The sequence below is a fragment of the Streptomyces sp. NPDC088745 genome, assembly GCF_044751045.1.
In the GTDB taxonomy this organism is placed as follows: Bacteria; Actinomycetota; Actinomycetes; order Streptomycetales; family Streptomycetaceae; genus Streptomyces; species Streptomyces cremeus.
The window spans coordinates 63,781-86,011 of record NZ_JBIVLB010000011.1; the positions used below are offsets into that span (position 1 = coordinate 63,781).

Consider the following 22,231-nt stretch of genomic DNA (forward strand, 5'->3'; position numbering starts at 1 on the left):
CTCAGCTCCGAGAAGAGAACGCCGATGACCGAGCAGGCCACCGGGGCCCACCATCCGCAGCCCCGGCCCCGTCACCACGGATCCCCGTCCAGCGCGATCGAGCACGTCACGGGCGCGCAGTCGCTCATCCGGGCGCTCGAAGAGGTCGGGGCCGACACGGTGTTCGGCATTCCCGGTGGCACGATCCTGCCGGCGTACGACCCGATGATGGACTCCACCCGGGTGCGCCACGTCCTGGTCCGCCACGAGCAGGGCGCGGGCCACGCGGCCACCGGTTACGCCCAGGCCACCGGCAAGGTCGGGGTGTGCATGGCGACCAGCGGCCCCGGTGCGACGAACCTGGTCACCCCGATCGCGGACGCGATGATGGACTCGGTGCCGCTGGTGGCGATCACCGGCCAGGTCGTCTCCAAGGCGATCGGCACGGACGCCTTCCAGGAGGCGGACATCTGCGGCATCACGATGCCGATCACCAAGCACAACTTCCTGGTCACCGACCCGGCCGACATCCCGCGCGCCATCGCCGAGGCCTTCCACATCGCCTCCACCGGCCGCCCGGGCCCCGTCCTCGTCGACATCCCCAAGGACCTGCTCCAGGCGCAGACCACCTTCTCCTGGCCGCCCACCAACGACCTGCCCGGCTACCGGCCCGTCACCAAGCCGCACGCCAAGCAGATCCGCGAGGCCGCCAAGCTGATCACCGCCGCCAGGCGGCCCGTCCTGTACGTCGGCGGCGGCGTCCTCAAGGCACGCGCCACCGCCGAGCTGAAGGTCCTCGCGGAACTCACCGGAGCGCCCGTCACCACCACCCTGATGGCGCTCGGCGCATTCCCCGACAGCCACCCGCTGCACGTCGGAATGCCGGGCATGCACGGTGCGGTCACCGCCGTCACCGCGCTCCAGAAGGCCGACCTGATCGTCGCCCTCGGCGCCCGCTTCGACGACCGCGTCACCGGCAAGCTGGACAGCTTCGCCCCCTTCGCGAAGATCGTCCACGCCGACATCGACCCCGCCGAGATCGGCAAGAACCGCGCCGCCGACGTGCCCATCGTCGGGGACGCCCGCGAGGTCATCGCCGACTTGGTGCAGGCCGTCCAGGCCGAGCACACCGAGGGCAACAAGGGCGACTACAGCGCCTGGTGGAAGGACCTCAGCCGCTGGCGCGAGACCTACCCGCTGGGCTACGACCTCCCCGACGACGGCTCGCTCTCCCCCCAGCAGGTCATCCAGCGCATCGGCGAACTCGCCCCCGAGGACACCATCTACGCGGCGGGCGTCGGCCAGCACCAGATGTGGGCCTCGCACTTCATCCAGTACGAGAAGCCCGCCACCTGGCTCAACTCCGGCGGCGCCGGGACGATGGGCTACGCGGTCCCCGCCGCGATGGGCGCCAAGGCCGGCATGCCGGACCGCACCGTCTGGGCGATCGACGGCGACGGCTGCTTCCAGATGACCAACCAGGAACTCACCACCTGCGCCCTGAACAACATCCCGATCAAGGTCGCCATCATCAACAACGGCGCCCTCGGCATGGTCCGCCAGTGGCAGACGCTGTTCTACAACCAGCGCTACTCCAACACCGTCCTGCACAGCGGCCAGGACTGCGAGGGCAACGAGGCCAAGGGCACCCGCGTCCCCGACTTCGTGAAGCTCTCCGAGGCGATGGGCTGCCACGCGATCCGCTGCGAGCGCCCCGAGGACCTCGACAAGTGCATCGAGGAGGCCAACGCCGTCAACGACCGTCCGGTCGTCGTCGACTTCATCGTCCACGAGGACGCCATGGTGTGGCCGATGGTGGCCGCCGGCACCTCCAACGACGAGGTCATGGCCGCCCGGGGCGTCCGCCCCGACTTCGGCGACAACGAAGACGACTAGAGCCAGACAAGAGCAGAGAGAGAATCATGTCCAAGCACACGCTCTCCGTCCTGGTGGAGAACAAGCCCGGCGTCCTCGCCCGCATCACCGCCCTCTTCTCCCGGCGCGGCTTCAACATCGACTCGCTCGCCGTGGGGACCACCGAGCACCCCGAGATCTCGCGCATCACCATCGTGGTGAACGTGATCGAGGCCCTGCCGCTGGAGCAGGTGACGAAACAGCTCAACAAGCTGGTCAACGTCCTGAAGATCGTCGAACTGGAGCCCGCCGCCGCGATCGCGCGCGAGCTGGTGCTGGTGAAGGTCCGCGCCGACAACGAGACCCGCTCCCAGATCGTCGAGATCGTCCAGCTGTTCCGCGCCAAGACCGTGGACGTCTCGCCGGACGCCGTGACCATCGAGGCCACCGGCGGCGCGGACAAGCTGGAAGCGATGCTCAAGATGCTGGAGCAGTTCGGCATCAAGGAGCTCGTGCAGTCCGGCACGATCGCCATAGGGCGGGGCGCGCGGTCCATCACGGACCGTTCGCTGCGGGCCCTGGACCGCAGCGCGTAGCACGCCGTCCGCAGAGCAAGACCCGAGAACGCATCCCTTCACGCCCGCCGTACGGTGGGTCGCACAACCCGCACACATAGGAGAAACCCAGTGGCCGAGCTGTTCTACGACGCCGACGCAGACCTTTCCGTCATCCAGGGCCGCAAGGTCGCGGTTCTCGGTTACGGCAGCCAGGGCCACGCCCACGCGCTGTCGCTCCGTGACTCGGGCGTCGACGTGCGCGTCGGTCTGCACGAGGGTTCGAAGTCCAAGGCCAAGGCCGAGGAGCAGGGCCTGCGCGTCGTCACCCCCGCCGAGGCGGCGGCCGAGGCCGACGTCATCATGATCCTCGTCCCGGACCCGATCCAGGCGAAGGTCTACGAGGAGTCCGTCAAGGACAACCTCAAGGACGGCGACGCCCTCTTCTTCGGCCACGGCCTGAACATCCGCTACGGCTTCATCAAGCCGCCGGCCGGTGTCGACGTCGCCATGGTCGCCCCCAAGGGCCCGGGCCACCTGGTCCGCCGTCAGTACGAGGAGGGACGCGGCGTCCCCTGCATCGCGGCCGTCGAGCAGGACGCCACGGGCAAGGGCTTCGAGCTGGCCCTGTCGTACGCCAAGGCCATCGGCGGCACCCGGGCCGGCGTCATCAAGACGACCTTCACCGAGGAGACCGAGACCGACCTGTTCGGTGAGCAGGCCGTCCTCTGCGGTGGCACCGCCGCCCTGGTCAAGGCCGGTTTCGAGACGCTGACCGAGGCCGGCTACCAGCCGGAGATCGCCTACTTCGAGTGCCTCCACGAGCTGAAGCTCATCGTCGACCTGATGTACGAGGGCGGCCTGGAGAAGATGCGCTGGTCGGTCTCCGAGACCGCCGAGTGGGGCGACTACATCACCGGCCCCCGCATCATCACCGACGCCACCAAGGCCGAGATGAAGAAGGTCCTGGCCGAGATCCAGGACGGCACCTTCGCCCAGCAGTGGATGGACGAGTACCACGGCGGCCTGAAGAAGTACAACGAGTACAAGAAGGCCGACGAGAACCACCTGCTGGAGACCACCGGCAAGGAGCTCCGCAAGCTCATGAGCTGGGTGAACGACGACGAGGCGTAAGCCGCGAGGAGTGAGGGGCCGCAGCCGCGGGCTGCGGCCCCTCACTTGCACACTCCGGGACTCGACACAACGTCCAGCCACGGACGGGTGATCCTGCCGAACGGGCGAAGAATCACCCGGTCGGCACCACTACACTTCAGAACCACATCTACGCGTCAGGCCCACAGCGTCGTGCGTCTTCCACGCGGCAAGCCCCTCCACCGCCTGCGGCCGTCGGGACGGCCGTCCGCAAAGGACCAGTGAGGACTCACGTGAGCACTGCCAAGCCTGTCGTACTCATCGCTGAAGAGCTGTCGCCCGCCACCGTCGACGCCCTGGGGCCGGACTTCGAGATCCGGCACTGCAACGGAGCCGACCGCGCGGAACTCCTGCCCGCCATTGCCGACGTGGACGCGATCCTCGTGCGCTCGGCGACCAAGGTCGACGCGGAGGCCATCGCCGCCGCGAAGAAACTGCGGGTCGTCGCCCGCGCCGGCGTCGGTCTCGACAACGTCGACGTCTCCGCCGCCACCAAGTCGGGCGTGATGGTCGTCAACGCGCCGACCTCCAACATCGTGACCGCCGCCGAGCTCGCCTGCGGCCTCATCCTCGCCACCGCCCGCAACATCCCGCAGGCCAACTCCGCCCTGAAGAACGGCGAGTGGAAGCGCTCCAAGTACAGCGGCGTCGAGCTGGCCGAGAAGACCCTCGGCGTCGTCGGCCTCGGCCGCATCGGCGCGCTGGTCGCCCAGCGGATGTCGGCCTTCGGCATGAAGGTCGTCGCGTACGACCCGTACGTGCAGCCCGCGCGGGCCGCCCAGATGGGCGTGAAGGTCCTCACCCTGGACGAACTGCTCGAGGTCTCGGACTTCATCACCGTCCACCTCCCCAAGACCCCGGAGACGCTCGGCCTGATCGGCGACGAGGCCCTGCACAAGGTCAAGCCCGCCGTGCGGATCGTCAACGCGGCCCGCGGCGGCATCGTCGACGAGGCCGCGCTGTACTCGGCGCTCAAGGAGGGCCGCGTCGCGGGCGCCGGCCTGGACGTCTACGCCAAGGAGCCGTGCACGGACTCCCCGCTCTTCGAGCTCGACCAGGTCGTCTGCACCCCGCACCTGGGCGCCTCGACCGACGAGGCCCAGGAGAAGGCCGGCATCGCCGTCGCCAAGTCGGTGCGGCTCGCGCTCGCCGGTGAGCTGGTCCCCGACGCGGTCAACGTCCAGGGCGGCGTCATCGCCGAGGACGTCCGTCCGGGCCTGCCGCTCGCCGAGAAGCTCGGCCGGATCTTCACCGCGCTCGCGGGCGAGGTCGCGGCCCGGCTCGACGTCGAGGTGTACGGCGAGATCACCCAGCACGACGTGAAGGTGCTCGAACTGTCCGCGCTCAAGGGCGTGTTCGAGGACGTCGTGGACGAGACCGTCAGTTACGTCAACGCCCCGCTGTTCGCGCAGGAGCGCGGCGTCGAGGTCCGGCTCACCACCTCGTCCGAGTCGCCCGAGCACCGCAACGTGGTGACCGTGCGCGGCACCCTCACCGGCGGCGAGGAGGTCTCGGTCTCCGGCACGCTGGCCGGCCCGAAGAACCTCAAGAAGATCGTCGCCATCGGCGAGTACGACGTGGACCTCGCGCTCGCCGACCACATGGTCGTCCTGCGCTACCAGGACCGTCCGGGCGTCGTCGGCACGGTGGGCCGCGTGCTGGGCGAGGCCGGGCTGAACATCGCGGGCATGCAGGTCGCCCGCGCCGACGCCGGCGGCGAGGCCCTCGCGGTCCTCACCGTCGACGACACGGTCCCGCAGTCGGTGCTGACCGAGCTGGCGGAGGAGATCGGCGCGGCGTCGGCCCGGTCGGTCAACCTGGCCGACTAGCAGGCCCGTCGGGTCTCACGCACCCCCGTTCCCGGCGTTCGTCCTCCACGAGCGCCGGGGGCGGGGGTCCGTCGTGTCCGGGGCCGGTCCGGGCGCCGGCCGGGTACGGCGGGGTGGGCCCGGAGTGGGGTCCTGGGGCCCATGACGGGCCGGGCGGGCCCACCTAGCGTGGGCCACCCGCCCCGCGCCGCGTTCCGCTTGCGGGGCAAGGCAGTCGGGGTGACGCATGACGGCGCACGGAGGCATACCCGCGGAGCCGGTTCCGGTACGCGCCGGGCCGGCCCCTTCCCCGCCTCCGCTGCCGTTTCCCGTGGCGGCGGTGCGGGCGCTGGCACACCTCCTCTTCGCGTGCAGTCTGCTCGGCGGGCTCGGGCTGCTCGGGTCCGGGCTCGCGGTGGACGGGCCGTTGGCCGCGCTCTTCGGACTGGTGCTGTACGGGGCCGCGCCCGGGGTGGCGGGGATGCTGCTGGCGCGCCGGGTGCGCACCGGCGGGCGGCGGGTGCGGGGCGGGCTGGTCGCCGTACAGCTGTGGCTGGTCGTGGGGGCCGTCGGCAATGCGGGGGGCGGGTCGGGGCGCGGGTTCGCGCAGTTGGTGCTGCCGCTGTTGACGCTGTGGTTCCTGACGCGGGCGGAGAGCCGGGAGTGGTTCCGGCGGCCGGGGCGCGGGGAGGTACGGCGGCCTCGGGGGTGGCGGTTCTCGCTGCCCCGGATGATCCGGTGGCGGCGGGACCGGGGGCAGTCGACCGTCGAGTACGCCGGGCTGGTCGTCGTCATCGCGGGCATCGTGCTCGCCCTCACCCTGACCGGCTTCGGCGGCCGGATCGTGGACGGGCTCCGTACGGCCGTCTGCTCCATCACGAGCGGCGCCGACTGCGGGGGCGGCGGGGGCGGCGATGTGCCACAGGCCCGGCCGCCCCGGGGCGGCGCGGCCGGCGGCTCGGGCGGGGCGGACGCGTGGGGTGCGGTGGGCGGGGCCGGGGCCGGGGGCGGTGGTCCCGGGGGCGGTGCGGGTGGCATCGGGGGCACGGGTGGTGCCGGGGAGACCGGGGGTGCGGGCGGCGTCGATGAGGACGTGGCGCCCGTCGACGGTCTCGGACCGGAGGGCGGGGAGAGCGGGGAGGGCGCTCCGGGCGAGGAGCAGGAGCCCGAGGCCCGGTACGACGTGCCCGAGGCCGATCCGGACGACCCCCAGCAGCAGGTCGACGACAAGCAGCCGCAGGAGGAACCCGAGAAGGAACAGAAGGAACAGAAGGAAGAAGAGGAGGACTGCTCCGGGTGGGGCGTGCTCGGGTGCGCCGCCGACAAGGTCGGGCAGGTCTTCCAGGGCGTCGTCGTCGACGGGATCGGCGGTGACGTCAGCGGCTTCTTCGGACTGTTCAGCGCCGACACCTGGACGGGCATCGGCGAGTGGGGCGAGCAGATCGGCGGCGAATGGGCCGAGAACGCCAAGGACGCGCCGGGGAAGTGGGCGGACGGCGACTACCTGGGAGCCGTGGGGGACTGGGCCGGGGCCACCGGTGAGTCCGCCCTGGGGATCGCCGACGACCTCTTCGTCGGCGACGAGGTCCGCGAGCGCTGGAACAACGGCCAAAAGACGCGCGCCGTCGCCAACGTCGCCTGGAACATCGGCTCGCTCTTCATCCCCGGTTACGACGTCGCCAAGGTCGCCGGGAAGTTCACCCACCTGGGCAGGGCCGCCAAGGGCGCCGCCGAGGCGGCGGAGGCGGCCGGGGACGCCGGCGCCGCCGCCCAGCGGGCCCGCAGGGCGGCCGAGGCGGGTGACGTGGAGGGGGCGCGGAAGGCCGCCAGGGAGGCCGACGAGGCGGCCGACAGGGCGGAGGACCGGGCACGGCGGACGGGCTGCCCGATCGCCCTGCCGTACGCCCCCGGCGTGTCCGGCATGTCCGGCGTGCCCGGCTCCGGTACGGGCCTCGTCGCGGCCGCAGCCGCGCCCCGCGTCCGCCACCTCGCCGACGAGGGCTGCGACACGGCCGCCAGGAAGCAGGCGGAGGAGGCCCGCAAGCAGGAGCGGGCCGCCTACCTGGCGCAGAAGCGCGCGGAGGAGCCGGCCCGTGCGGCCCAGGCGGTGAAGGACGCGAAGAAGTGGCCCGAGCCGAAGCACGGGGACAAGAAGGACCCCCGCAACTATCAGCCGGGCGCCTTCGCCAAGAACCTGAAGACGCCTGCTTTCGGTGATGCCGACCTCGGCGACGGCTACTGGGCCGGCCGGGACCGCAACCCCGCGCCCACCTTCAAGAACGAGTCCTGGCTCCGCTATCAGGAGCAGATCACGGGCACCGTGCGGGGCCGGGAGTACGTCGTACCGCATCCGGAGAAGGGCAAGAGGGCGGTGGAGTTCGACGGCTGGGACTCCGGGCGTCAGGTGTTCCTGGAGGCCAAGAACGGATACGACAGCTACCTCTCCCGGCCCGGCAAGAAGAAGCTCACCACATCCGGCGCGGACAAGTTCGTGGCCGAGGCGCAGGGGCAGCTCGCCGCCGCGAACGGCAAGACCGTCGAGTGGCACTTCTCCAACAAGGAAGTGGCCGCCGCCGCCCGGAAGTTGTTCGCGAGCAAGGACATGCCGATCGTGGTGAAGACCACCAAGCGGGAGCCCGGAGGTCCCAGGAAGCCGGACGCCTTTGACTAACCTTCCCCGGAGACGGGTGACGTGGGGCGGCGCACGGCGTGCGCGGGAGCTGATGGAGGCCGGAGATGGAATGCACGGTGCGGGGTCTGTGGGGGCCCCGGAAGGAATCGGCGGAAGCCCTGGCGTCCCGCTGGAAGGCGACGCTGGACAGACTTGCCGAACTGCTTCCCGAGGCCGTGCCGGGCGGCGGGGAGGGCTGGCACCGCATCCGTGCGAACGGGCCCGCGCTGCCCGTGCGCCCCGATGTGCCCTCGCTCCTGGCCGTCCTCGAGGAAGAGCTGGCGGAGGACGACTGGTCGGACCAGACCGGCGTCGCGCCCCACCTCGTGTGCGAAGGGGCGCCGGGCCGGGAGGTCTCGGTGTCCGGCCGGACCGGCGGTGTCTCCGGGCACCTGACGCAAGCGGTCTTCGTCACCGTCGAGTGGCCGGACGGAAGTGAACTCCCGGAAGCCGGACTCCTCGCAGCGCTCGCCGAGCTGTGGGACCCGGACTACGGGAACGTGGTCGACCACGACCTTCTGGACGCGCTGGGCGAGGCAGGGGCCCGGGTCGGTGAACCCGGTGTCGGCCGCCTGAGCTACCTCTCCCCGGCCCGCGCCGCCCTCGTCCCCGACGACCTGGAGGCCGTCCGCACCCCGCTCTCCACCGGCGGCGTCCTCCTGGACATCGCCCCGCCCGGCGAACACGAAGCCGTACTCGCCGCCTATCTGCGCCTGCGCGAGTCCGGCGCGCTCCAGCCGCTGCCCAAGCCGATGGACCGGAGCAAGCTGTGAACGCGCGCGGCGGCGAGACCTTCGAGGCCGCGCGGGCCCGGGCCGAGATCGAGGCGCTCCTCGCCGGAGAGGTCCCGGCGTCCGGGCCGACCACGGACGAGCGGCAGAAGTACACCGGGAACTGGCTGTCCTCCCGGGGCGAGGGCTTCGTGATCGCCGAACTCTGGGCGGGGGAGGACCTGCACGGGGTGCACGGCCGGGAATGGGACGCCGCCGAGGAGCAGGCGTCCGGTCATCTCGACGCGCTGGCGGCGGAGTTGGACGCCCGCTGGGGCGGGCACGAGGAGGTCGGCATGGCGGTCGCCGTCTTCCGGGCGACGGCCGACGAGCCCGTGCCGCCGCTGTACACCGAGCTGCGCCGCCTCGACGCCTTCGGGGACCTGCGGGTCTGGGGCCCGGTGCGGGCGCCCGACGGCGACGCCGACCGCTGGGTCGGGATCTCCGCCAACCAGATCGACGGCGACACCGCGCACTTCCTGATCGCCGTGGTGACGGACCGGCCGATCAGGGAACTGGAGGAGTAGGCGCCCGCAGCGCGCTCCGAGCGGGGCCCGTTCAGAGCCTGGCGGCCTTCAGGGACATGTGCAGCAGGAGGCGGTCCTCGCCCTCGTGCAGGTCCAGGCCGGTGAGCTGCTCGACCCGGGAGAGCCGGTAGTAGAGGGTCTGGCGGTGGATGTTGAGGGCGGTCGCGGTGCGGCCCGCCTGGCCCGCGCAGTCGAGGAACACCTCGGCGGTGCGGGCGAGTTCGGCGTGCGCGGGGGCGAGGAGGGGGCTCACCGCGGGGTCCACCGGGTGGCCGGGGCCGCTGTCCGGGAGCGCGGCGAGCAGGCGGTAGGGGCCGATCGCCGACCACTCCGCCACCGGGCCCAGGTGCGGGCGGGCCAGTGCCGCCCGCGCGGCGGCGGACGCCTCGCGCCAGGCGGCGGGCAGGTCGGCCAGGCTGCGCACCGGAGTGCTGAGGCCCGCGGCCCGGAGCGGGGCCGCGCCCGCCCCGCCGCCCGGCCCCGTGCCCAGCAGCGCCCGCGCCGCCCCGTGCGCCGGGCCGAGCTCGCCGCCCGCGCTCAGCCGGACCAGGACCGCCAGCCGCGGCCCGGACGCGCCCGGCACCGGCACCAGGGTCAGCACGGACGCGCCCGGCACCGTACGCACGCCCGGGACCGGGGCCTGCCACGGGGCGACGCACACCAGCCCGTACGGGCCGCCCCCGCCCAGCGGGGCGGAGAGCGTGGCCAGGGCCGAGGCGCGGCGTTCGTCGGAGTCGGAGGTCAGGAGCGTGTTGAGGCGGGGGCCGAGGTCGGCGCGGGCCCGCGCCTCGTCGGCGAGCTGGGTGCCGATCCGGCCGCACACCGCCATCGCCGCGTCGAGCGCCGGCTCGGGGAGAGCGGGCACCGAGTCGTCGGCGGCCAGCAGCCAGACGTACCCGTAGACGGTGCCCCTGTGGCGTACGGGAAGGCAGAGGCGGCCGCGCAGGACGCCCGCCGCCGGGTCCGCCGGGATGCGGACCGGGCCCGCGGCGGTCGTGATGCCGAAGCGTTCGAACCAGGCGCGGACCTCGGTGGTGGAGCGCCGGGTCAGGATCGAGCGGGTGCGGACCGGGTCCATCGCCCCGGCGTCCTCGCTGTCGTGCGCGCCGAAGGCGATCAGCCGGAAATCCCGGTCCTCAAGGGTGGCGGGGGCGCCCAGCAGGGCGGAGATCTCATCGACCAGGTCCTGGTAATCGGCATTCACGCCCCCATTCTCGCACCGGCGTACGGCATCTTCAGACATCTGTATGAGGTGGCGGCCCGGGATGCGTGACAGCTGTCGATAGTCCAGGCTCGGCGCGCTCCCTAGATTTCACCGTGGTTATCCGTGCCGTCCCAGTTCTGTCACAAAAGACCTGGTAGGCGGCCCCTTCGACACTTACTCGTGGAGGTGCCCCGTGCTGGGTCCCGTGATCCTCGCCGCATCGCGCAGCGACCAGATGCGCCGTTTCGTCTCGGCTGCCCCGGGCACCAAACAGGTCGTGAGCCGCTTCATCGCGGGCGAGACCGTCGACCAGGTGGTCCCGATCGTCAAGGACGCCGCCGCCAAGGGCCTCGAAGTGACCCTGGACGTCGTCGGCGAGGACATCACGACCCGCGAGCAGTCGTACGCCGCCCGTGACGCGTACCTCGACCTGATCGCGCACCTCGAGGACCTGGGCCTGGGCGAGCGCGCCGAGATGTCCGTGAAGCTGTCCATGTTCGGCCAGGCGCTGGAGGGCGGCCACGAGCTGGCCCTCGCGAACGTCCGTCCCGTCGTCGAGGCCGCCGCCGCGATCGGCACCACGGTCACCCTGGACGCCGAGGACCACACCACGCTCGACTCGATGTTCGCCATCCACGAGGAGCTGCGGAAGGACTTCCCGCAGACCGGCTGCGTCATCCAGGCCTACCTCTTCCGCACCGAGGACGACGCCCGCCGGCTGGCCGCCGCCGGCAGCCGCGTGCGCATCGTAAAGGGCGCCTACAAGGAGCCCTCCTCCGTCGCGTACCAGGACAAGGCCGAGATCGACAAGGCGTACGTCCGGATCACGAAGATCCTGATGGAGGGCGACGGCTACCCGATGATCGGGTCCCACGACCCGCGCCTGATCGCCATCTCCCAGGAGCTGGCCCGGCGCGCCGGGCGCAAGCTGGACGAGTACGAGTTCCAGATGCTGTACGGCATCCGCAGCGAGGAGCACGTCCGGCTCGCCGCCGAGGGCCACCGGATGCGCGTCTACACGGCGTACGGCACCGACTGGTACGGCTACTTCATGCGCCGCCTCGCCGAGAAGCCCGCGAACCTGCTCTTCTTCGGCCGCTCCGTCATCACCAAGAACTGACCTCCGGCAGCCCCCGGACACCCCTCCCCGACGACACCCCGACGCAAGGAGCCACGGAACACATGGACGCAGTGACCCAGGTCCCCGCCCCGGTCAACGAGCCGGTGCACTCCTACGCCCCCGGCTCGCCGGAGCGCGCCCGCCTGGAGGCCAAGCTCAAGGAGCTGGCCGAGAACCCGATCGACCTGCCGTGCACCATCGGCGGCGTCAAGCGGATGGGCGGCGGCGAGCGCTTCGACGTCCGTCAGCCGCACAACCACAAGTCGGTCATCGGCACCTACGCCAACGCCACCACGCAGGACGCCCAGGACGCGATCGACGCCGCCCTGGCCGCCGCCCCGGCGTGGCGCGCGATGTCCTTCGACGACCGCGCCGCGATCATCCTGCGCGCCGCCGAGCTGCTGAGCGGCCCATGGCGCGAGACCCTGGCCGCCTCCACCATGCTCGGCCAGTCCAAGACCGCCCAGCAGGCCGAGATCGACACCCCGTGCGAGCTCGTCGACTTCTGGCGCTTCAACGTCAAGTACGCCCGCGACATCCTCTCCGAGCAGCCCCCGGCGAACGCGCCCGGCGTGTGGAACCGCATGGACCACCGCCCGCTCGAGGGCTTCGTCTACGCGATCACGCCGTTCAACTTCACGGCCATCGCGGGCAACCTGCCCACCGCCCCGGCCCTGATGGGCAATGTCGTCGTGTGGAAGCCGTCCCCGACGCAGACCCACGCCGCCGTGCTGCTCATGCAGCTCCTGGAGGAGGCCGGGCTGCCCAAGGGCGTCATCAACCTGGTCACCGGCGACGGCATCGCCGTCTCCGAGGTCGCCCTCAACCACCGCGACCTGGCCGGCATCCACTTCACCGGCTCCACCCCGACCTTCCAGTACCTGTGGAAGACGGTCGGCGAGAACATCGCCAAGTACCGCACGTACCCGCGTCTCGTCGGCGAGACCGGCGGCAAGGACTTCGTCGTCGCGCACCCCAGCGCCGACCGCGCCGTCCTGAAGACCGCGCTGACCCGCGGCTCCTTCGAGTACCAGGGCCAGAAGTGCTCGGCCTCCTCGCGCGCCTACGTTCCGGCCTCCATCTGGAACGACGGCTTCAAGGAGGAGTTCGCGGCCGAGGTCGACGGCATCACCATGGGTGACGTCACCGACCTGGACAACTTCATCGGCGCCGTCATCGACGAGCGTTCCTTCGCGAAGAACAAGGCCGCGATCGACCGGGCCAAGGAGGACTCCTCCTGCACGATCGTCGCGGGCGGCACCTACGACGACTCGGTCGGCTACTTCGTGCGCCCGACCGTCATCGAGTGCTCGGACCCGGCCAACGAGGTCTTCACGACCGAGTACTTCGGCCCGATCCTGGCCGTCCACGTCTACGAGGACGACCAGTACGACGCGATGCTGGAGCAGATGGAGTCGGTCTCCGACTACGCCCTGACCGGCGCCGTCATCGCCAACGACCGCGCCGCGGCCGCCCACACGATGGAGAAGCTGCGCTACGCCGCGGGCAACTTCTACATCAACGACAAGTCGACGGGCGCCGTCGTCGGCCAGCAGCCGTTCGGCGGAGGCCGCGCCTCCGGTACGAACGACAAGGCCGGCGCCCCCCAGAACCTCCAGCGCTGGACCCTGACCCGGGCCATCAAGGAGACCCTGGTCCCGCCGACCGACTACCGCTACCCGCACCAGGGCTGAGCCCCTGGGCCGCGCCGGCAGCCCCTGATCCCCGCCCCCGTCCGACCCCACATCGGACGGGGGCGGTGTCGTGTCCGGCCCCCGTCCGGTGCGGGCGGGCGTCAGAGCTTGCGCCAGCGGGCCATCGCGAAGGAGAACACGCCGAACAGCATCAGGCCGACCGCCAGCAGCACCAGCAGCCAGGGGCCCACCGGGGTCTCCCGGAAGCTGCGGATCGTGTCGTCCATGCCCTTGGCCTTGTTCGGGTCGAACGCCACCGCCGCCGCCACCGCGAAGCCGCCCGCGACCACGAAGACCAGGCCGCGCGCCACCCCGCCGCCGACCCCGGTGACGTCCACGAACTGCCGGGTCCGGCGGGACATCTCGCCCCTCTTCATTTCCTTGTGGTACTTGCGCCGGATCGCCTGGACGGCGATGCCCACGCCGATCCCGACGACCACCAGCGCCGCCACGCCGACCAGCCACCGTCCGGCCGGAAGCTCCATCACCTTCGCGGTGACGTCCTGCGACTCCTTGTCGCTGGCGCCGTCGCCGCTGCCCTTGCTGCCGACCGCGAAGGCCAGCACCGAGTACGAGACGAAGCCGTAGAAGACGAACATACCGGCGGCCAGCAGCCGCTTCTTCGGCTTGTCGCCGTCCGGGCCCACCGAGCCGAACAGTGCTTCCGTGAGCTGCCACAGGGACATCGCGAGCAAGCCGATGCCCAGGGCCCACAGCAGCACCTTCCCGAACGGCTTCTCGGCTATCTCCGCCAGTGCCCCGCCCTGGTCGGCGGACTTGCCGCCGCCGCCCAGGGCGATCTGCAGGGCGAGCGCCCCGATGAGCAGGTGGATCACTCCGCGCGCGGCGAATCCCGCACGGGCCGCGTACTTCATGGTGTCGCTGCGGGCCGCCCGCCTCGCCGTTCCGGTCGCACTCGTGGCGTTCATACGGGTTCGCCTCCAGCCTTTCTCGTCGGCTGGCGTGTGCCCCGGGCGGGGATGCGGAAACGAACGCGCGCACGGGGCGGGCGCCGGTCGCCGACCTGCGAGAGTGCTGGGCATGACCGAGTACACCGCGCCGCGCCTCGCCCATACCGCCCACCTCGACCCCGCCGACCTCGCCGGCGTCCGCACCCTCCTCGACGCCGCGTTCGACGGCGACTTCACGGACGAGGACTGGGACCACGCGCTGGGCGGCATGCACGCCCTGGTCACCGACCCGCGTGACGGGGCGGTCCTCGCGCACGGGAGCCTCGTCCCGCGCCGCGTCCTGCACCGCGGCCGCTCGCTGCGCGTCGGTTACGTCGAAGCCGTGGCCGTACGGGCCGACCGCCGCCGGGAGGGGCTGGCCGGGCGGATCATGGCCGCCCTGGAGGAGATCGCCGACCGCGCGTACGTCCTCGGCGCCCTGTCCGCGTCCGACGCGGGGGCCGCGCTCTACGCGGGCCGGGGCTGGCAGGTGTGGCCCGGCGGCCTGGCCGCGTTGGGCCCGAGCGGCGTCGTACCCCTGCCGGACGAGGAGGGCACGACGTACGTACGGCCCGCCCCGGGGCAGCCCCTCCCCGACCCGGAGGCGACGCTCTTCTTCGACTGGCGGGACGGCGACGTGCTGTGACGGCGGCTCCGTTCCGCCGTGGCCCGCCTCCCCGGGCCCGCCACGCCCCCGCGGGCGTCCCGCTTCGGCGCCGGGGCGGCCGAGCCCCCGCCCACGGCCGGATGCGACCGGCAGGACGTACCGGACAGACGTCCGTCCGATGGGGCGGGGCCGTGCGTCCGTCCATGATCGCGTCTCAGATAGTAGGAAGTCCGACTAATTGTGGAGACAGTCGCGCGGACCTGTCCTAGCTTTGTAGGAGCCGAACGTCTCGCTCCATCAGCGACTGGCGGCCGCGGGCCGGTGCCCCGAAGCAGGCAACCCCTGCCGCACCCGCCCCCCGCCGCATTCCGGCGCCTCACAGATGCAGCAGTCCCCTCATGCACGTCCATGCCTCTGAAGGAGTCGATCCCCCGTGTCCGAGACCTCGATCACCCTGCACTCCGCCACCGCCCGCCGCGTCCGCCACGCCTCCCGCTCCGTCGAGGCCGCCGACCGCAAGCAGGCGGCCGCCGCCCTCCAGCGCGCCCTGGACCGCCGTGACAACGGCGGCGAGACGGGGCACTGAGCCGCCGCCCGCCGCAGGGTGACCGTCGCGTCCACATGGCGGACGCGACGTGTCATCCCCTGGGACGCGGAGTAGGGTCCGAGCATGTCTCGCAGCATCAATCTCGCAGTGATCCCCGGTGACGGCATCGGCCGGGAGGTCGTGGCCCAGGGCCTGAAGGTCCTCAACTCCGTCCTTCCGCAGGACGTGAAGCTGGAGACCAAGGAGTACGACCTCGGCGCCCGGCGCTGGCACCGCACGGGAGAGACCCTCCCCGACGCGGAGATGGCCGCCCTGCGGCAGCACGACGCGATCCTCCTCGGCGCGATCGGCGACCCCTCGGTCCCGTCCGGCGTCCTGGAGCGCGGACTGCTCCTCAAGCTGCGCTTCGCCTTCGACCACTACATCAACCTGCGTCCGTCGAAGCTGTTCCCGAACACCTCGACGCCGCTCGCGGGCCGCCCCGAGATCGACTTCGTCGTCGTACGCGAAGGCACCGAGGGCCCCTACACCGGCAACGGCGGCAGCCTGCGCACCGGCACGCCCGCCGAGGTGGCCACCGAGGTCAGCCTCAACACGGCGTACGGCGTGGAGCGCGTGGTCCGCGACGCCTTCGAGCGCGCGGCGGCCCGCCCCCGCAAGAAGCTGACGCTGGTGCACAAGAACAACGTGCTCGTCTACGCCGGCCACCTGTGGAAGAACACCTTCGACCGCGTCGCCGCCGAGTACCCGTCCGTCACCACGGACTACCTGCACGTCGACGCCGCGACGATCTTCTTCGTCACGCAGCCGGAGCGCTTCGACGTCATCGTCACCGACAACCTCTTCGGCGACATCCTCACCGACCTCGCCGCCGCCGTCTCCGGCGGAATCGGCCTGGCCGCCTCCGGCAACATCAACCCGACGGGCGAGTTCCCGTCGATGTTCGAGCCCGTGCACGGCTCCGCGCCCGACATCGCGGGCCAGGGCAAGGCCGACCCGACGGCCACGGTCCTCTCCGTCGCGCTCCTGCTCCGCCACCTCGGGCACGAGTCCGAGGCCGCCCGCATCGAAGCGGCGGTCTCCGCCGACCTCGCCGAGCGCACCGCCTCCGCCGTCCGCACCACGGACGAGATCGGCGACGCGCTCGCGGCCCGAGTAGCGGGCTGACCCGCCTGTCGTTCCGCAGTGACAGCCGCCGGGTCCCGACACCCGGCGGCTGTTCCTTTTCCGGCCCCGGGTGCGACCATCGATCCCTGGGCCGCACCCCACGTCAAAGACCCCGTTTCGTACCGGTCCCTGCGCGCGCGATAATCGAACGCAGGGTCGCGGTACGAGAGGAAGCTCGGACGTCCTCCATGTGACTGACATGTGGCGGAAGGCGTGACGCGGCCCTCTCCCAACACACCGGTGAAGGACACGCACTCATGACGACGCCCACGACGATCGAGCTCAAGCCCTCTTCCACGCCGCTGTCCGAAGCGGAGCGCGAGGCGATCCTCGCCAACCCCGGGTTCGGCCGCCACTTCACCGACCACATGGTCACCATCCGCTGGACGGAGGGCCGCGGCTGGCACGACGCGCAGCTCGTGCCGTACGCCCCGCTCTCCATCGACCCGGCGAACATGACCCTGCACTACGCGCAGGAGATCTTCGAGGGCCTGAAGGCCTACCGCCGCCCCGACGGCTCGGTCGCCACCTTCCGGCCGGAGGCCAACGCCAAGCGCTTCCAGTCCTCCGCGCACCGCCTGGCCATGCCGGAGCTGCCGGTCGAGACCTTCATCGCGGCGTGCGACGCGCTGGTCAAGCAGGACGCGGCCTGGGTCCCGCCGCACGGCGGCGAGGAGTCCCTCTACCTGCGCCCCTTCATGATCGCCACGGAGGTCGGGCTGGGCGTGCGCCCGGCCAACGAGTACCTCTTCATCGTGATCGCCTCCCCGGCGGGCGCCTACTTCCCGGGCGGCGTGAAGCCGGTCTCGGTCTGGCTCTCGGAGAACTACGTCCGCGCCGTGCCGGGCGGCATGGGGTACGCCAAGACCGGCGGCAACTACGCGGCGTCGCTGCTGGCCCAGGCCGAGGCCGCCGAGAAGGGCTGCGACCAGGTGGTCTGGCTGGACGCGCTCGACCACAAGTGGGTCGAGGAGATGGGCGGCATGAACCTGTACTTCGTGTACGGCGACAGGATCGTCACCCCGGAGCTGACGGGCTCCCTCCTCGCGGGCGTGACCCGCGACACGCTCCTCCAGCTCGCGGGCGACCTGGGCTACACCTCGGAGGAGGGCCGCGTCTCCACCGACCAGTGGCGTGCGGACGCCGAGTCCGGGGCACTCACCGAGGTCTTCGCGTGCGGTACGGCGGCGGTGATCACGCCGGTCGGCCACGTGAAGTCCGCCGCGGCGGAGTGGACGACGGCGGACGGCGAGCCGGGCCGGGTGACGATGGCTCTGCGCAAGGCGCTGCTGGAGATCCAGACGGGGAAGGCGCGGGATGCGCACGGCTGGATGCACGAGCTGGCGTAACGGACCCGGGCCCCGGCGCTGTGCCCCGTCCAGGGGCGCGGGGAACTGCGCGACCGGCCACGACGCATCCGCAGTGAACCCTGGGCAGCCGCGCGGCGAGCGCTTTAGGTGGAGGGGCGGGTCCGGGGCCTCTCCTGCCCGAGCGGACGAGGCTGGGTGTCCCGGTGCGGGGGCTCAGCTCTCGGCCTTGGCGGAGGAGCGTGCCCGGCGCAGGCGCTCGGGCAGGGGCGGCACCCGGGTGGGCCGGGAGCGGGAGGGGCCGCCCCCTTGCCCGCCCTCCCCCAAGCTCTCGGCTTCGCTCGAGCAGGGGGTGCCCCCCCTCGCCCCCTTGGGGCGGCCCCGTCGCCCAAGGGAGCGGGGGTGGCAGGGCGGCTGCGACGTCCAAGGGGGCGGGGGGAGTGGGGGGAGGGAGCCCGGCAGGGGTGCAGGGGCTGGGTGACCAGTCGCGGTGGGGTCGGGTGGAGCGCTCCGCCCGACCCCGGGGCGGCAGCGTGGAGGGTGGTCTAGAGGTCCCGCAGGACTTCCGCCAAGCCCGCCGACCAGGCGAGGAGCGCCTCGTCCCGGCCCGCCCCCGCCACGCACTGCACCCCCAGCGGCAGCCCGTTCCCCGCCCGGCCCGCCGGGAGGCACACCGACGGCAGCCCCGCGTGGCTCCACGGCAGGGACATCACCGAGCTCCCGGTCGTGGACAGCGACGCCGGCGCCGGGCCGGTGGCCGCCGGGGTCACCCACACGTCGACCCCCGCCGCGTGCGCCGCCCCCGCCAGCCGCTCCCGGAAGACCTCCCGGGCGGCGCGGGCCGCCCCGTACGCCGCGTCCGTGATCCCCTCGCCCTCGCGCAGGACCGCCACGGTCTCCTCCCGGTACAGGTGCCCGTACTTCCCGAACCACGGCGCGTGTGAGCGCACCGCCTCGTACCGGTTCATGGTGAACAGTTGCCGCCGCACCTCCTCGAAGTCCGCCATCACCCGCACCCGCCGCACCTCGTACCCGGCGTCCCGCAGTGCCCGTACGTGACCTGCGAAGGCATCCCGCGCCTCCGCCGACGCCTGCTCCAGGTACGGCCCTTCGGGTACGCCGAGGACCGGCGGGGCCGGCGGGCCGGGGTTTGTCCAGCCGTCGCACACCACGCCCGCCGCGACCGCGACCCCGGCCACGTCGGCCGCGTACAGGCCCAGCGTGTCGAACGAGGGCGCGTTCGGAAGGACCCCGTCCACCGGAATCCGCCCGAACGTCGGCTTGAAGCCGACCACCCCGCAGTACGCCGCCGGACGGATCATCGAGCCGACCGTCTGCGTGCCCACGGCCAGCGGCACCAGGCCCGCCGCGACCGCCGCCGCCGAGCCGCTGCTCGAACCCCCGGGCGTGTGCGCCGGGTTGTGCGGGTTGCGGGTCGGGCCCGGCGCCAGGATCGCGAACTCCGCGGTCACCGTCTTGCCCGCCACGTACGCCCCCGCCGCCAGCAGCCTGCGGACCACGGTCGCCTGCGGCCCGGCAAGGGCCTCGGGCGGGAGCGTGGAGCCGCCGCCGGTCGGCATCCCGTCCACCCGGACGATGTCCTTCACGCCGACCGCGACCCCGCTCAGCGGCCCCGCCGAGAACTCCGGCGGCGGATCGGCGTACGTCACGAACGCCTGTGTCCCCGCGTCCCGTCCGGCCAGCTCGGCCGCCCTCATCGCGGCTCTCCCGTCGCCAGGTCCACCCGTACACCCGCGTGGTCGGACGGCCACACCCCGTCCACCGCCCCGTGCCCGAAGCGGGCCACCGACTCCACCGCGCCCAGCCCGCCGGGGCCCGGCACGCCCAGGAACACGTAGTCGATCCGGGTGCTCGGGCCGGGGGAGTGGTATCCGTTCCCGGCGTCCCAGGTGGCGTACGGGGCGCCGGGCTCCGCGTACTCCCACGCGTCCACGAAGACCTGCCCGGCCACCGGCGGCGCGGTCTTGTACCCGCCCATGAGCCGGATCTCGTCCGCGTCCGGCCAGGCGTTGAAGTCCCCGGCGACCACGGGCGGGAACGGCCCGTCGCCCCGGTGCTCCGCCACGAACCGGTGCAGGGCGCCCACCTGCGCACAGCGCGCGGCGGAGTCGTGCACGGCCGAGTTCAGGTGGGTGGTGAACACCGGCACCGGCCCGAAGGGCGCGTCCACCCGCGCGTACAGCGCCATCCGCCCGTTGTCGACGGCCCCGCCGGCGGGCAGCCGCACCGCGGCCTCCTCGCCGATCGGCCACCGGCTGAGGACCGCCACCCCGATGTCGGAGGCGTCCTGGTCGGTCCGCCGCCGCCAGTGGTGCGGCTCCGCGAACCGCACCCACGTCCAGTGCCCGAGCCCCAGCTCCCCGGCGAGCCAACCGGCCAGGTTCTCCCGCTCGTCGGCCCAGACCTCCTGAAGCACCAGGACGTCCGCCCGCTGGTCCCGCAACACGTCGAGGATCGCTCTTCGGCGGGCGTCCCACGGACCGAACCGCCACCACAGGTTCCACGTCACTACGCGCATGCGCCGAACCTATAGCCCGGCGCACGCCCGGCGCGCACCCGGCGGGCTCCTCGGGAGGGCGCTGAACCGGCGCACGGGGCGGGGCGGCACCGGCCCGACGTCCTTCCCATCCGTGCCCGTCCCGGTGAACCAAGCCGTCGCGGACGTCGTCCCTTCTACTGACGGGCCGTCCCAGCAGGCCCGTCAACCACCTTGCCAACACGGGGAGTTACACCATGCACGCAGCAACACGCACCGCACTGGGCGCGGCCGTCGTCGCCGCCCTGACGGCCCTGACCCTGCCGTCCGCCACCGCCGCCCCGGCCCCCGCGCCCCGCACCGAGAAGGCCAGCGTCTCCTCCGGCGGGGCCGAGGCGGCCAAGGGGGCCTCGGACGCGGAGATCAGCCGCGACGGCCGGTACGTCGTCTTCCGGTCCGAGGCCGCCAACCTCGTCCCGGGCGACACGAACAACGCGTCGGACGTCTTCCTGCGCGACTTGGCCGAGGGCACCACGGTCCGGGTCTCCACCGCCGCGAACGGCGCCCAGGCCGACGGCCCGGCCGACGGTCCGACGATCAGCGCCGACGGCACCCACGTCGCCTTCGTCTCGGCCGCGACCAACCTCGCCCCCGGCGACACCGGCGGACAGGTCCACGCGTACGTCAAGAACCTCCGTACCGGAGCCGTCGAACGCGTCAAGGACGCCGTCGCGCCGGGCTACGACACCTCGGGCGGCGTGCGGCTGAGCGCCGACGGCCGGTACGTGGCCTTCACGGCGTCGCGCTCGGAGCACTCCTTCGAGCCCGACCAGCACACCCGCGCCTACCGGCTCGACCGCGGCACCGGCCGGACGGTACGGATCAGCGAGCCCTCGACCACCGAGCGGCCCCGCTCGGCCACGTCCCTGTCCATCAGCGGTGACGGACAGCGGGTGGCGTACCAGTTCTTCTCCCCGCAGCCCTCGCGCGGCGACTGGAGCGACATCCACGTCCGCGACGTGCGCACCGGAAAGCTGTACGAGGCGGACAAGCCGCCCGCCGGGGCCGTCTCCGACGGGCAGTCCGAGCAGACGCGGCTCAGCGCCGACGGCCGGTACGTGGCGTTCAGCTCGCTGGACTCCCGGCTCACCCCGGGCGACACCAACGGCGCGCACAACGTGCACGTCCGGGACCTGGAGACCGGTTCGGTACGGCGCGTCGACGGCGTGCGCAAGGCCGACCACACGAGCTTCGGCGCGCTGAGCGCGGACGGCCGCCACCTGGCGTTCGTCAGCGCGGACGCGAACGACCCGAACCGCACGGACCGGGTGTACCTGCGCGACCTGCGGACCGGCGCCACCCGACTGGTCAGCGCCGACACCGCGGGCAGGCCGAGCAAGGACGGCGCGCACGACCCGGCCGTCGACGGCGGGGGCTCCCGCGTCGTCTTCGGCTCCTCCTCCCCGGACCTGGTGCCGGGCGACACGCAGGACGACCACCACGTCTACGTCCGCCACCTGAAGTAGCCGCCTCCTCCGGGCCGGCCCGGGGGACCGCATCCTGAGACGCCGTGAGACACGGGGGCAGCCGTGTGCCAGACTGCCTCCGTGTCCTCGTTCGCCATGATTATCGGCAGCAGGCGCGCCGGTCCGCAGTAACCGTCCCGTACGCCCACCGGCCCGTACGGCGCGGCCACCGAGCTCCAGACCCGCGCGCAGACCTCTCGCACCCGCGAGGGGTTTTTTCGTTTTCCGGCCCCACAAGGGCCCGGGGCGAGGCGCACGCGAAGATGGGGGCAAGTGGAGCAAGCCATTCCGCAGCCT

18 protein-coding genes are annotated in these 22,231 nt (G+C 72.5%); 14 read left to right on the forward strand and 4 right to left on the reverse strand.

Annotated elements, in window-relative coordinates; all coding sequences use genetic code 11:
• Window positions 1–24: 24 nt before the first annotated feature.
• From ACIP93_RS25965 to ACIP93_RS25995, 7 genes are all read left to right on the forward strand, one after another.
• Window positions 25–1,875, forward strand: coding sequence for an acetolactate synthase large subunit (locus tag ACIP93_RS25965; protein ID WP_345228256.1), 1,851 nt, complete (start codon window positions 25–27; stop codon window positions 1,873–1,875).
• 26 nt (window positions 1,876–1,901) lie between these two features.
• Complete coding sequence (ilvN, locus tag ACIP93_RS25970) at window positions 1,902–2,429, forward strand: acetolactate synthase small subunit (protein ID WP_345228254.1); 528 nt, start codon at window positions 1,902–1,904, stop codon at window positions 2,427–2,429.
• 90 nt (window positions 2,430–2,519) lie between these two features.
• Window positions 2,520–3,521, forward strand: coding sequence for a ketol-acid reductoisomerase (ilvC, locus tag ACIP93_RS25975; RefSeq protein ID WP_345228251.1), 1,002 nt, complete (start codon window positions 2,520–2,522; stop codon window positions 3,519–3,521).
• A gap of 251 nt (window positions 3,522–3,772) precedes the next feature.
• Window positions 3,773–5,368 (forward strand): phosphoglycerate dehydrogenase, encoded by a 1,596-nt coding sequence (gene serA, locus ACIP93_RS25980; RefSeq protein ID WP_345228250.1) that lies wholly within the window; start codon window positions 3,773–3,775, stop codon window positions 5,366–5,368.
• Window positions 5,369–5,594: 226 nt separating this feature from the next.
• Window positions 5,595–8,018, forward strand: a complete 2,424-nt coding sequence (locus tag ACIP93_RS25985) for a Tox-REase-5 domain-containing protein (protein WP_401762120.1) — start codon at window positions 5,595–5,597, stop codon at window positions 8,016–8,018.
• Window positions 8,019–8,083: 65 nt separating this feature from the next.
• Window positions 8,084–8,791 carry a hypothetical protein gene (locus tag ACIP93_RS25990; protein WP_401762123.1) on the forward strand — a complete coding sequence of 236 codons (708 nt, stop codon included), beginning with the start codon at window positions 8,084–8,086 and terminating at the stop codon, window positions 8,789–8,791.
• Window positions 8,788–9,315 (forward strand): hypothetical protein, encoded by a 528-nt coding sequence (locus ACIP93_RS25995; protein WP_401762125.1) that lies wholly within the window; start codon window positions 8,788–8,790, stop codon window positions 9,313–9,315. The genes ACIP93_RS25990 and ACIP93_RS25995 overlap by 4 nt, the downstream gene beginning before the upstream one ends.
• 31 nt (window positions 9,316–9,346) lie before the next feature.
• Here the strand turns inward: ACIP93_RS25995 and ACIP93_RS26000 are convergent, their stop codons facing one another.
• Window positions 9,347–10,519 (reverse strand): PucR family transcriptional regulator, encoded by a 1,173-nt coding sequence (locus ACIP93_RS26000; RefSeq protein WP_401762128.1) that lies wholly within the window; start codon window positions 10,517–10,519, stop codon window positions 9,347–9,349.
• A 193-nt stretch (window positions 10,520–10,712) separates the two neighbouring features.
• Between ACIP93_RS26000 and ACIP93_RS26005 the strand changes: the two genes are divergently transcribed.
• On the forward strand, window positions 10,713–11,639 hold the full coding sequence (locus ACIP93_RS26005) for a proline dehydrogenase family protein (protein WP_345228238.1): 927 nt from the start codon (window positions 10,713–10,715) through the stop codon (window positions 11,637–11,639).
• A 62-nt stretch (window positions 11,640–11,701) separates the two neighbouring features.
• A complete protein-coding gene (pruA, locus tag ACIP93_RS26010) occupies window positions 11,702–13,333 on the forward strand; it encodes an L-glutamate gamma-semialdehyde dehydrogenase (RefSeq protein WP_401762132.1) in 1,632 nt (543 codons plus the stop codon).
• Window positions 13,334–13,434: 101 nt separating this feature from the next.
• On the opposite strand, the gene ACIP93_RS26015 is transcribed toward pruA, so the two are convergent.
• Window positions 13,435–14,262, reverse strand: coding sequence for a DUF1206 domain-containing protein (locus tag ACIP93_RS26015; RefSeq protein WP_345228234.1), 828 nt, complete (start codon window positions 14,260–14,262; stop codon window positions 13,435–13,437).
• 112 nt (window positions 14,263–14,374) lie between these two features.
• Here ACIP93_RS26015 and ACIP93_RS26020 point away from each other — a divergent pair, with 112 nt between their 5' ends.
• From ACIP93_RS26020 to ACIP93_RS26035, 4 genes are all read left to right on the forward strand, one after another.
• A complete protein-coding gene (locus ACIP93_RS26020; RefSeq protein ID WP_345228232.1) occupies window positions 14,375–14,929 on the forward strand; it encodes a GNAT family N-acetyltransferase in 555 nt (184 codons plus the stop codon).
• Between the two features lie 394 nt (window positions 14,930–15,323).
• Window positions 15,324–15,476, forward strand: a complete 153-nt coding sequence (locus ACIP93_RS26025; protein WP_345229192.1) for a hypothetical protein — start codon at window positions 15,324–15,326, stop codon at window positions 15,474–15,476.
• An 84-nt stretch (window positions 15,477–15,560) separates the two neighbouring features.
• The gene (locus tag ACIP93_RS26030; protein ID WP_401762135.1) at window positions 15,561–16,604 is read left to right on the forward strand and encodes a 3-isopropylmalate dehydrogenase; all 1,044 of its coding nucleotides are present in this window, start codon (window positions 15,561–15,563) and stop codon (window positions 16,602–16,604) included.
• Window positions 16,605–16,861: 257 nt separating this feature from the next.
• The gene (locus ACIP93_RS26035; protein ID WP_345228227.1) at window positions 16,862–17,953 is read left to right on the forward strand and encodes a branched-chain amino acid aminotransferase; all 1,092 of its coding nucleotides are present in this window, start codon (window positions 16,862–16,864) and stop codon (window positions 17,951–17,953) included.
• A 503-nt stretch (window positions 17,954–18,456) separates the two neighbouring features.
• Here ACIP93_RS26035 and ACIP93_RS26040 read toward each other — a convergent pair.
• Both ACIP93_RS26040 and ACIP93_RS26045 read right to left on the reverse strand, forming a co-directional pair.
• Complete coding sequence (locus ACIP93_RS26040) at window positions 18,457–19,629, reverse strand: amidase family protein (RefSeq protein WP_401762137.1); 1,173 nt, start codon at window positions 19,627–19,629, stop codon at window positions 18,457–18,459.
• The gene (locus ACIP93_RS26045) at window positions 19,626–20,450 is read right to left on the reverse strand and encodes an endonuclease/exonuclease/phosphatase family protein (RefSeq protein ID WP_401762139.1); all 825 of its coding nucleotides are present in this window, start codon (window positions 20,448–20,450) and stop codon (window positions 19,626–19,628) included. Before ACIP93_RS26045 ends, ACIP93_RS26040 begins: the two co-directional genes overlap by 4 nt.
• A 215-nt stretch (window positions 20,451–20,665) precedes the next feature.
• Here ACIP93_RS26045 and ACIP93_RS26050 point away from each other — a divergent pair, with 215 nt between their 5' ends.
• On the forward strand, window positions 20,666–21,934 hold the full coding sequence (locus ACIP93_RS26050; RefSeq protein ID WP_401762141.1) for a TolB family protein: 1,269 nt from the start codon (window positions 20,666–20,668) through the stop codon (window positions 21,932–21,934).
• Window positions 21,935–22,231: the final 297 nt, after the last annotated feature.

What these genes read in the sequence shown, in the direction of transcription:
- ACIP93_RS25985 (WP_401762120.1), top strand. Translation starts at nt 5,595, where the DNA reads ATGACGGCGCACGGAGGCATACCCGCGGAGCCGGTTCCGGTACGCGCC.
- pruA (WP_401762132.1), top strand. Translation starts at nt 11,702, where the DNA reads ATGGACGCAGTGACCCAGGTCCCCGCCCCGGTCAACGAGCCGGTGCAC.
- ACIP93_RS26020 (WP_345228232.1), top strand. Translation starts at nt 14,375, where the DNA reads ATGACCGAGTACACCGCGCCGCGCCTCGCCCATACCGCCCACCTCGAC.
- ACIP93_RS26015 (WP_345228234.1), bottom strand. Translation starts at nt 14,262, where the DNA reads ATGAACGCCACGAGTGCGACCGGAACGGCGAGGCGGGCGGCCCGCAGC.
- ACIP93_RS26040 (WP_401762137.1), bottom strand. Translation starts at nt 19,629, where the DNA reads ATGAGGGCGGCCGAGCTGGCCGGACGGGACGCGGGGACACAGGCGTTC.
- ACIP93_RS26045 (WP_401762139.1), bottom strand. Translation starts at nt 20,450, where the DNA reads ATGCGCGTAGTGACGTGGAACCTGTGGTGGCGGTTCGGTCCGTGGGAC.
- ACIP93_RS26035 (WP_345228227.1), top strand. Translation starts at nt 16,862, where the DNA reads ATGACGACGCCCACGACGATCGAGCTCAAGCCCTCTTCCACGCCGCTG.
- ACIP93_RS25965 (WP_345228256.1), top strand. Translation starts at nt 25, where the DNA reads ATGACCGAGCAGGCCACCGGGGCCCACCATCCGCAGCCCCGGCCCCGT.
- ACIP93_RS26030 (WP_401762135.1), top strand. Translation starts at nt 15,561, where the DNA reads ATGTCTCGCAGCATCAATCTCGCAGTGATCCCCGGTGACGGCATCGGC.
- ACIP93_RS25990 (WP_401762123.1), top strand. Translation starts at nt 8,084, where the DNA reads ATGGAATGCACGGTGCGGGGTCTGTGGGGGCCCCGGAAGGAATCGGCG.
- ACIP93_RS26050 (WP_401762141.1), top strand. Translation starts at nt 20,666, where the DNA reads ATGCACGCAGCAACACGCACCGCACTGGGCGCGGCCGTCGTCGCCGCC.
- ilvN (WP_345228254.1), top strand. Translation starts at nt 1,902, where the DNA reads ATGTCCAAGCACACGCTCTCCGTCCTGGTGGAGAACAAGCCCGGCGTC.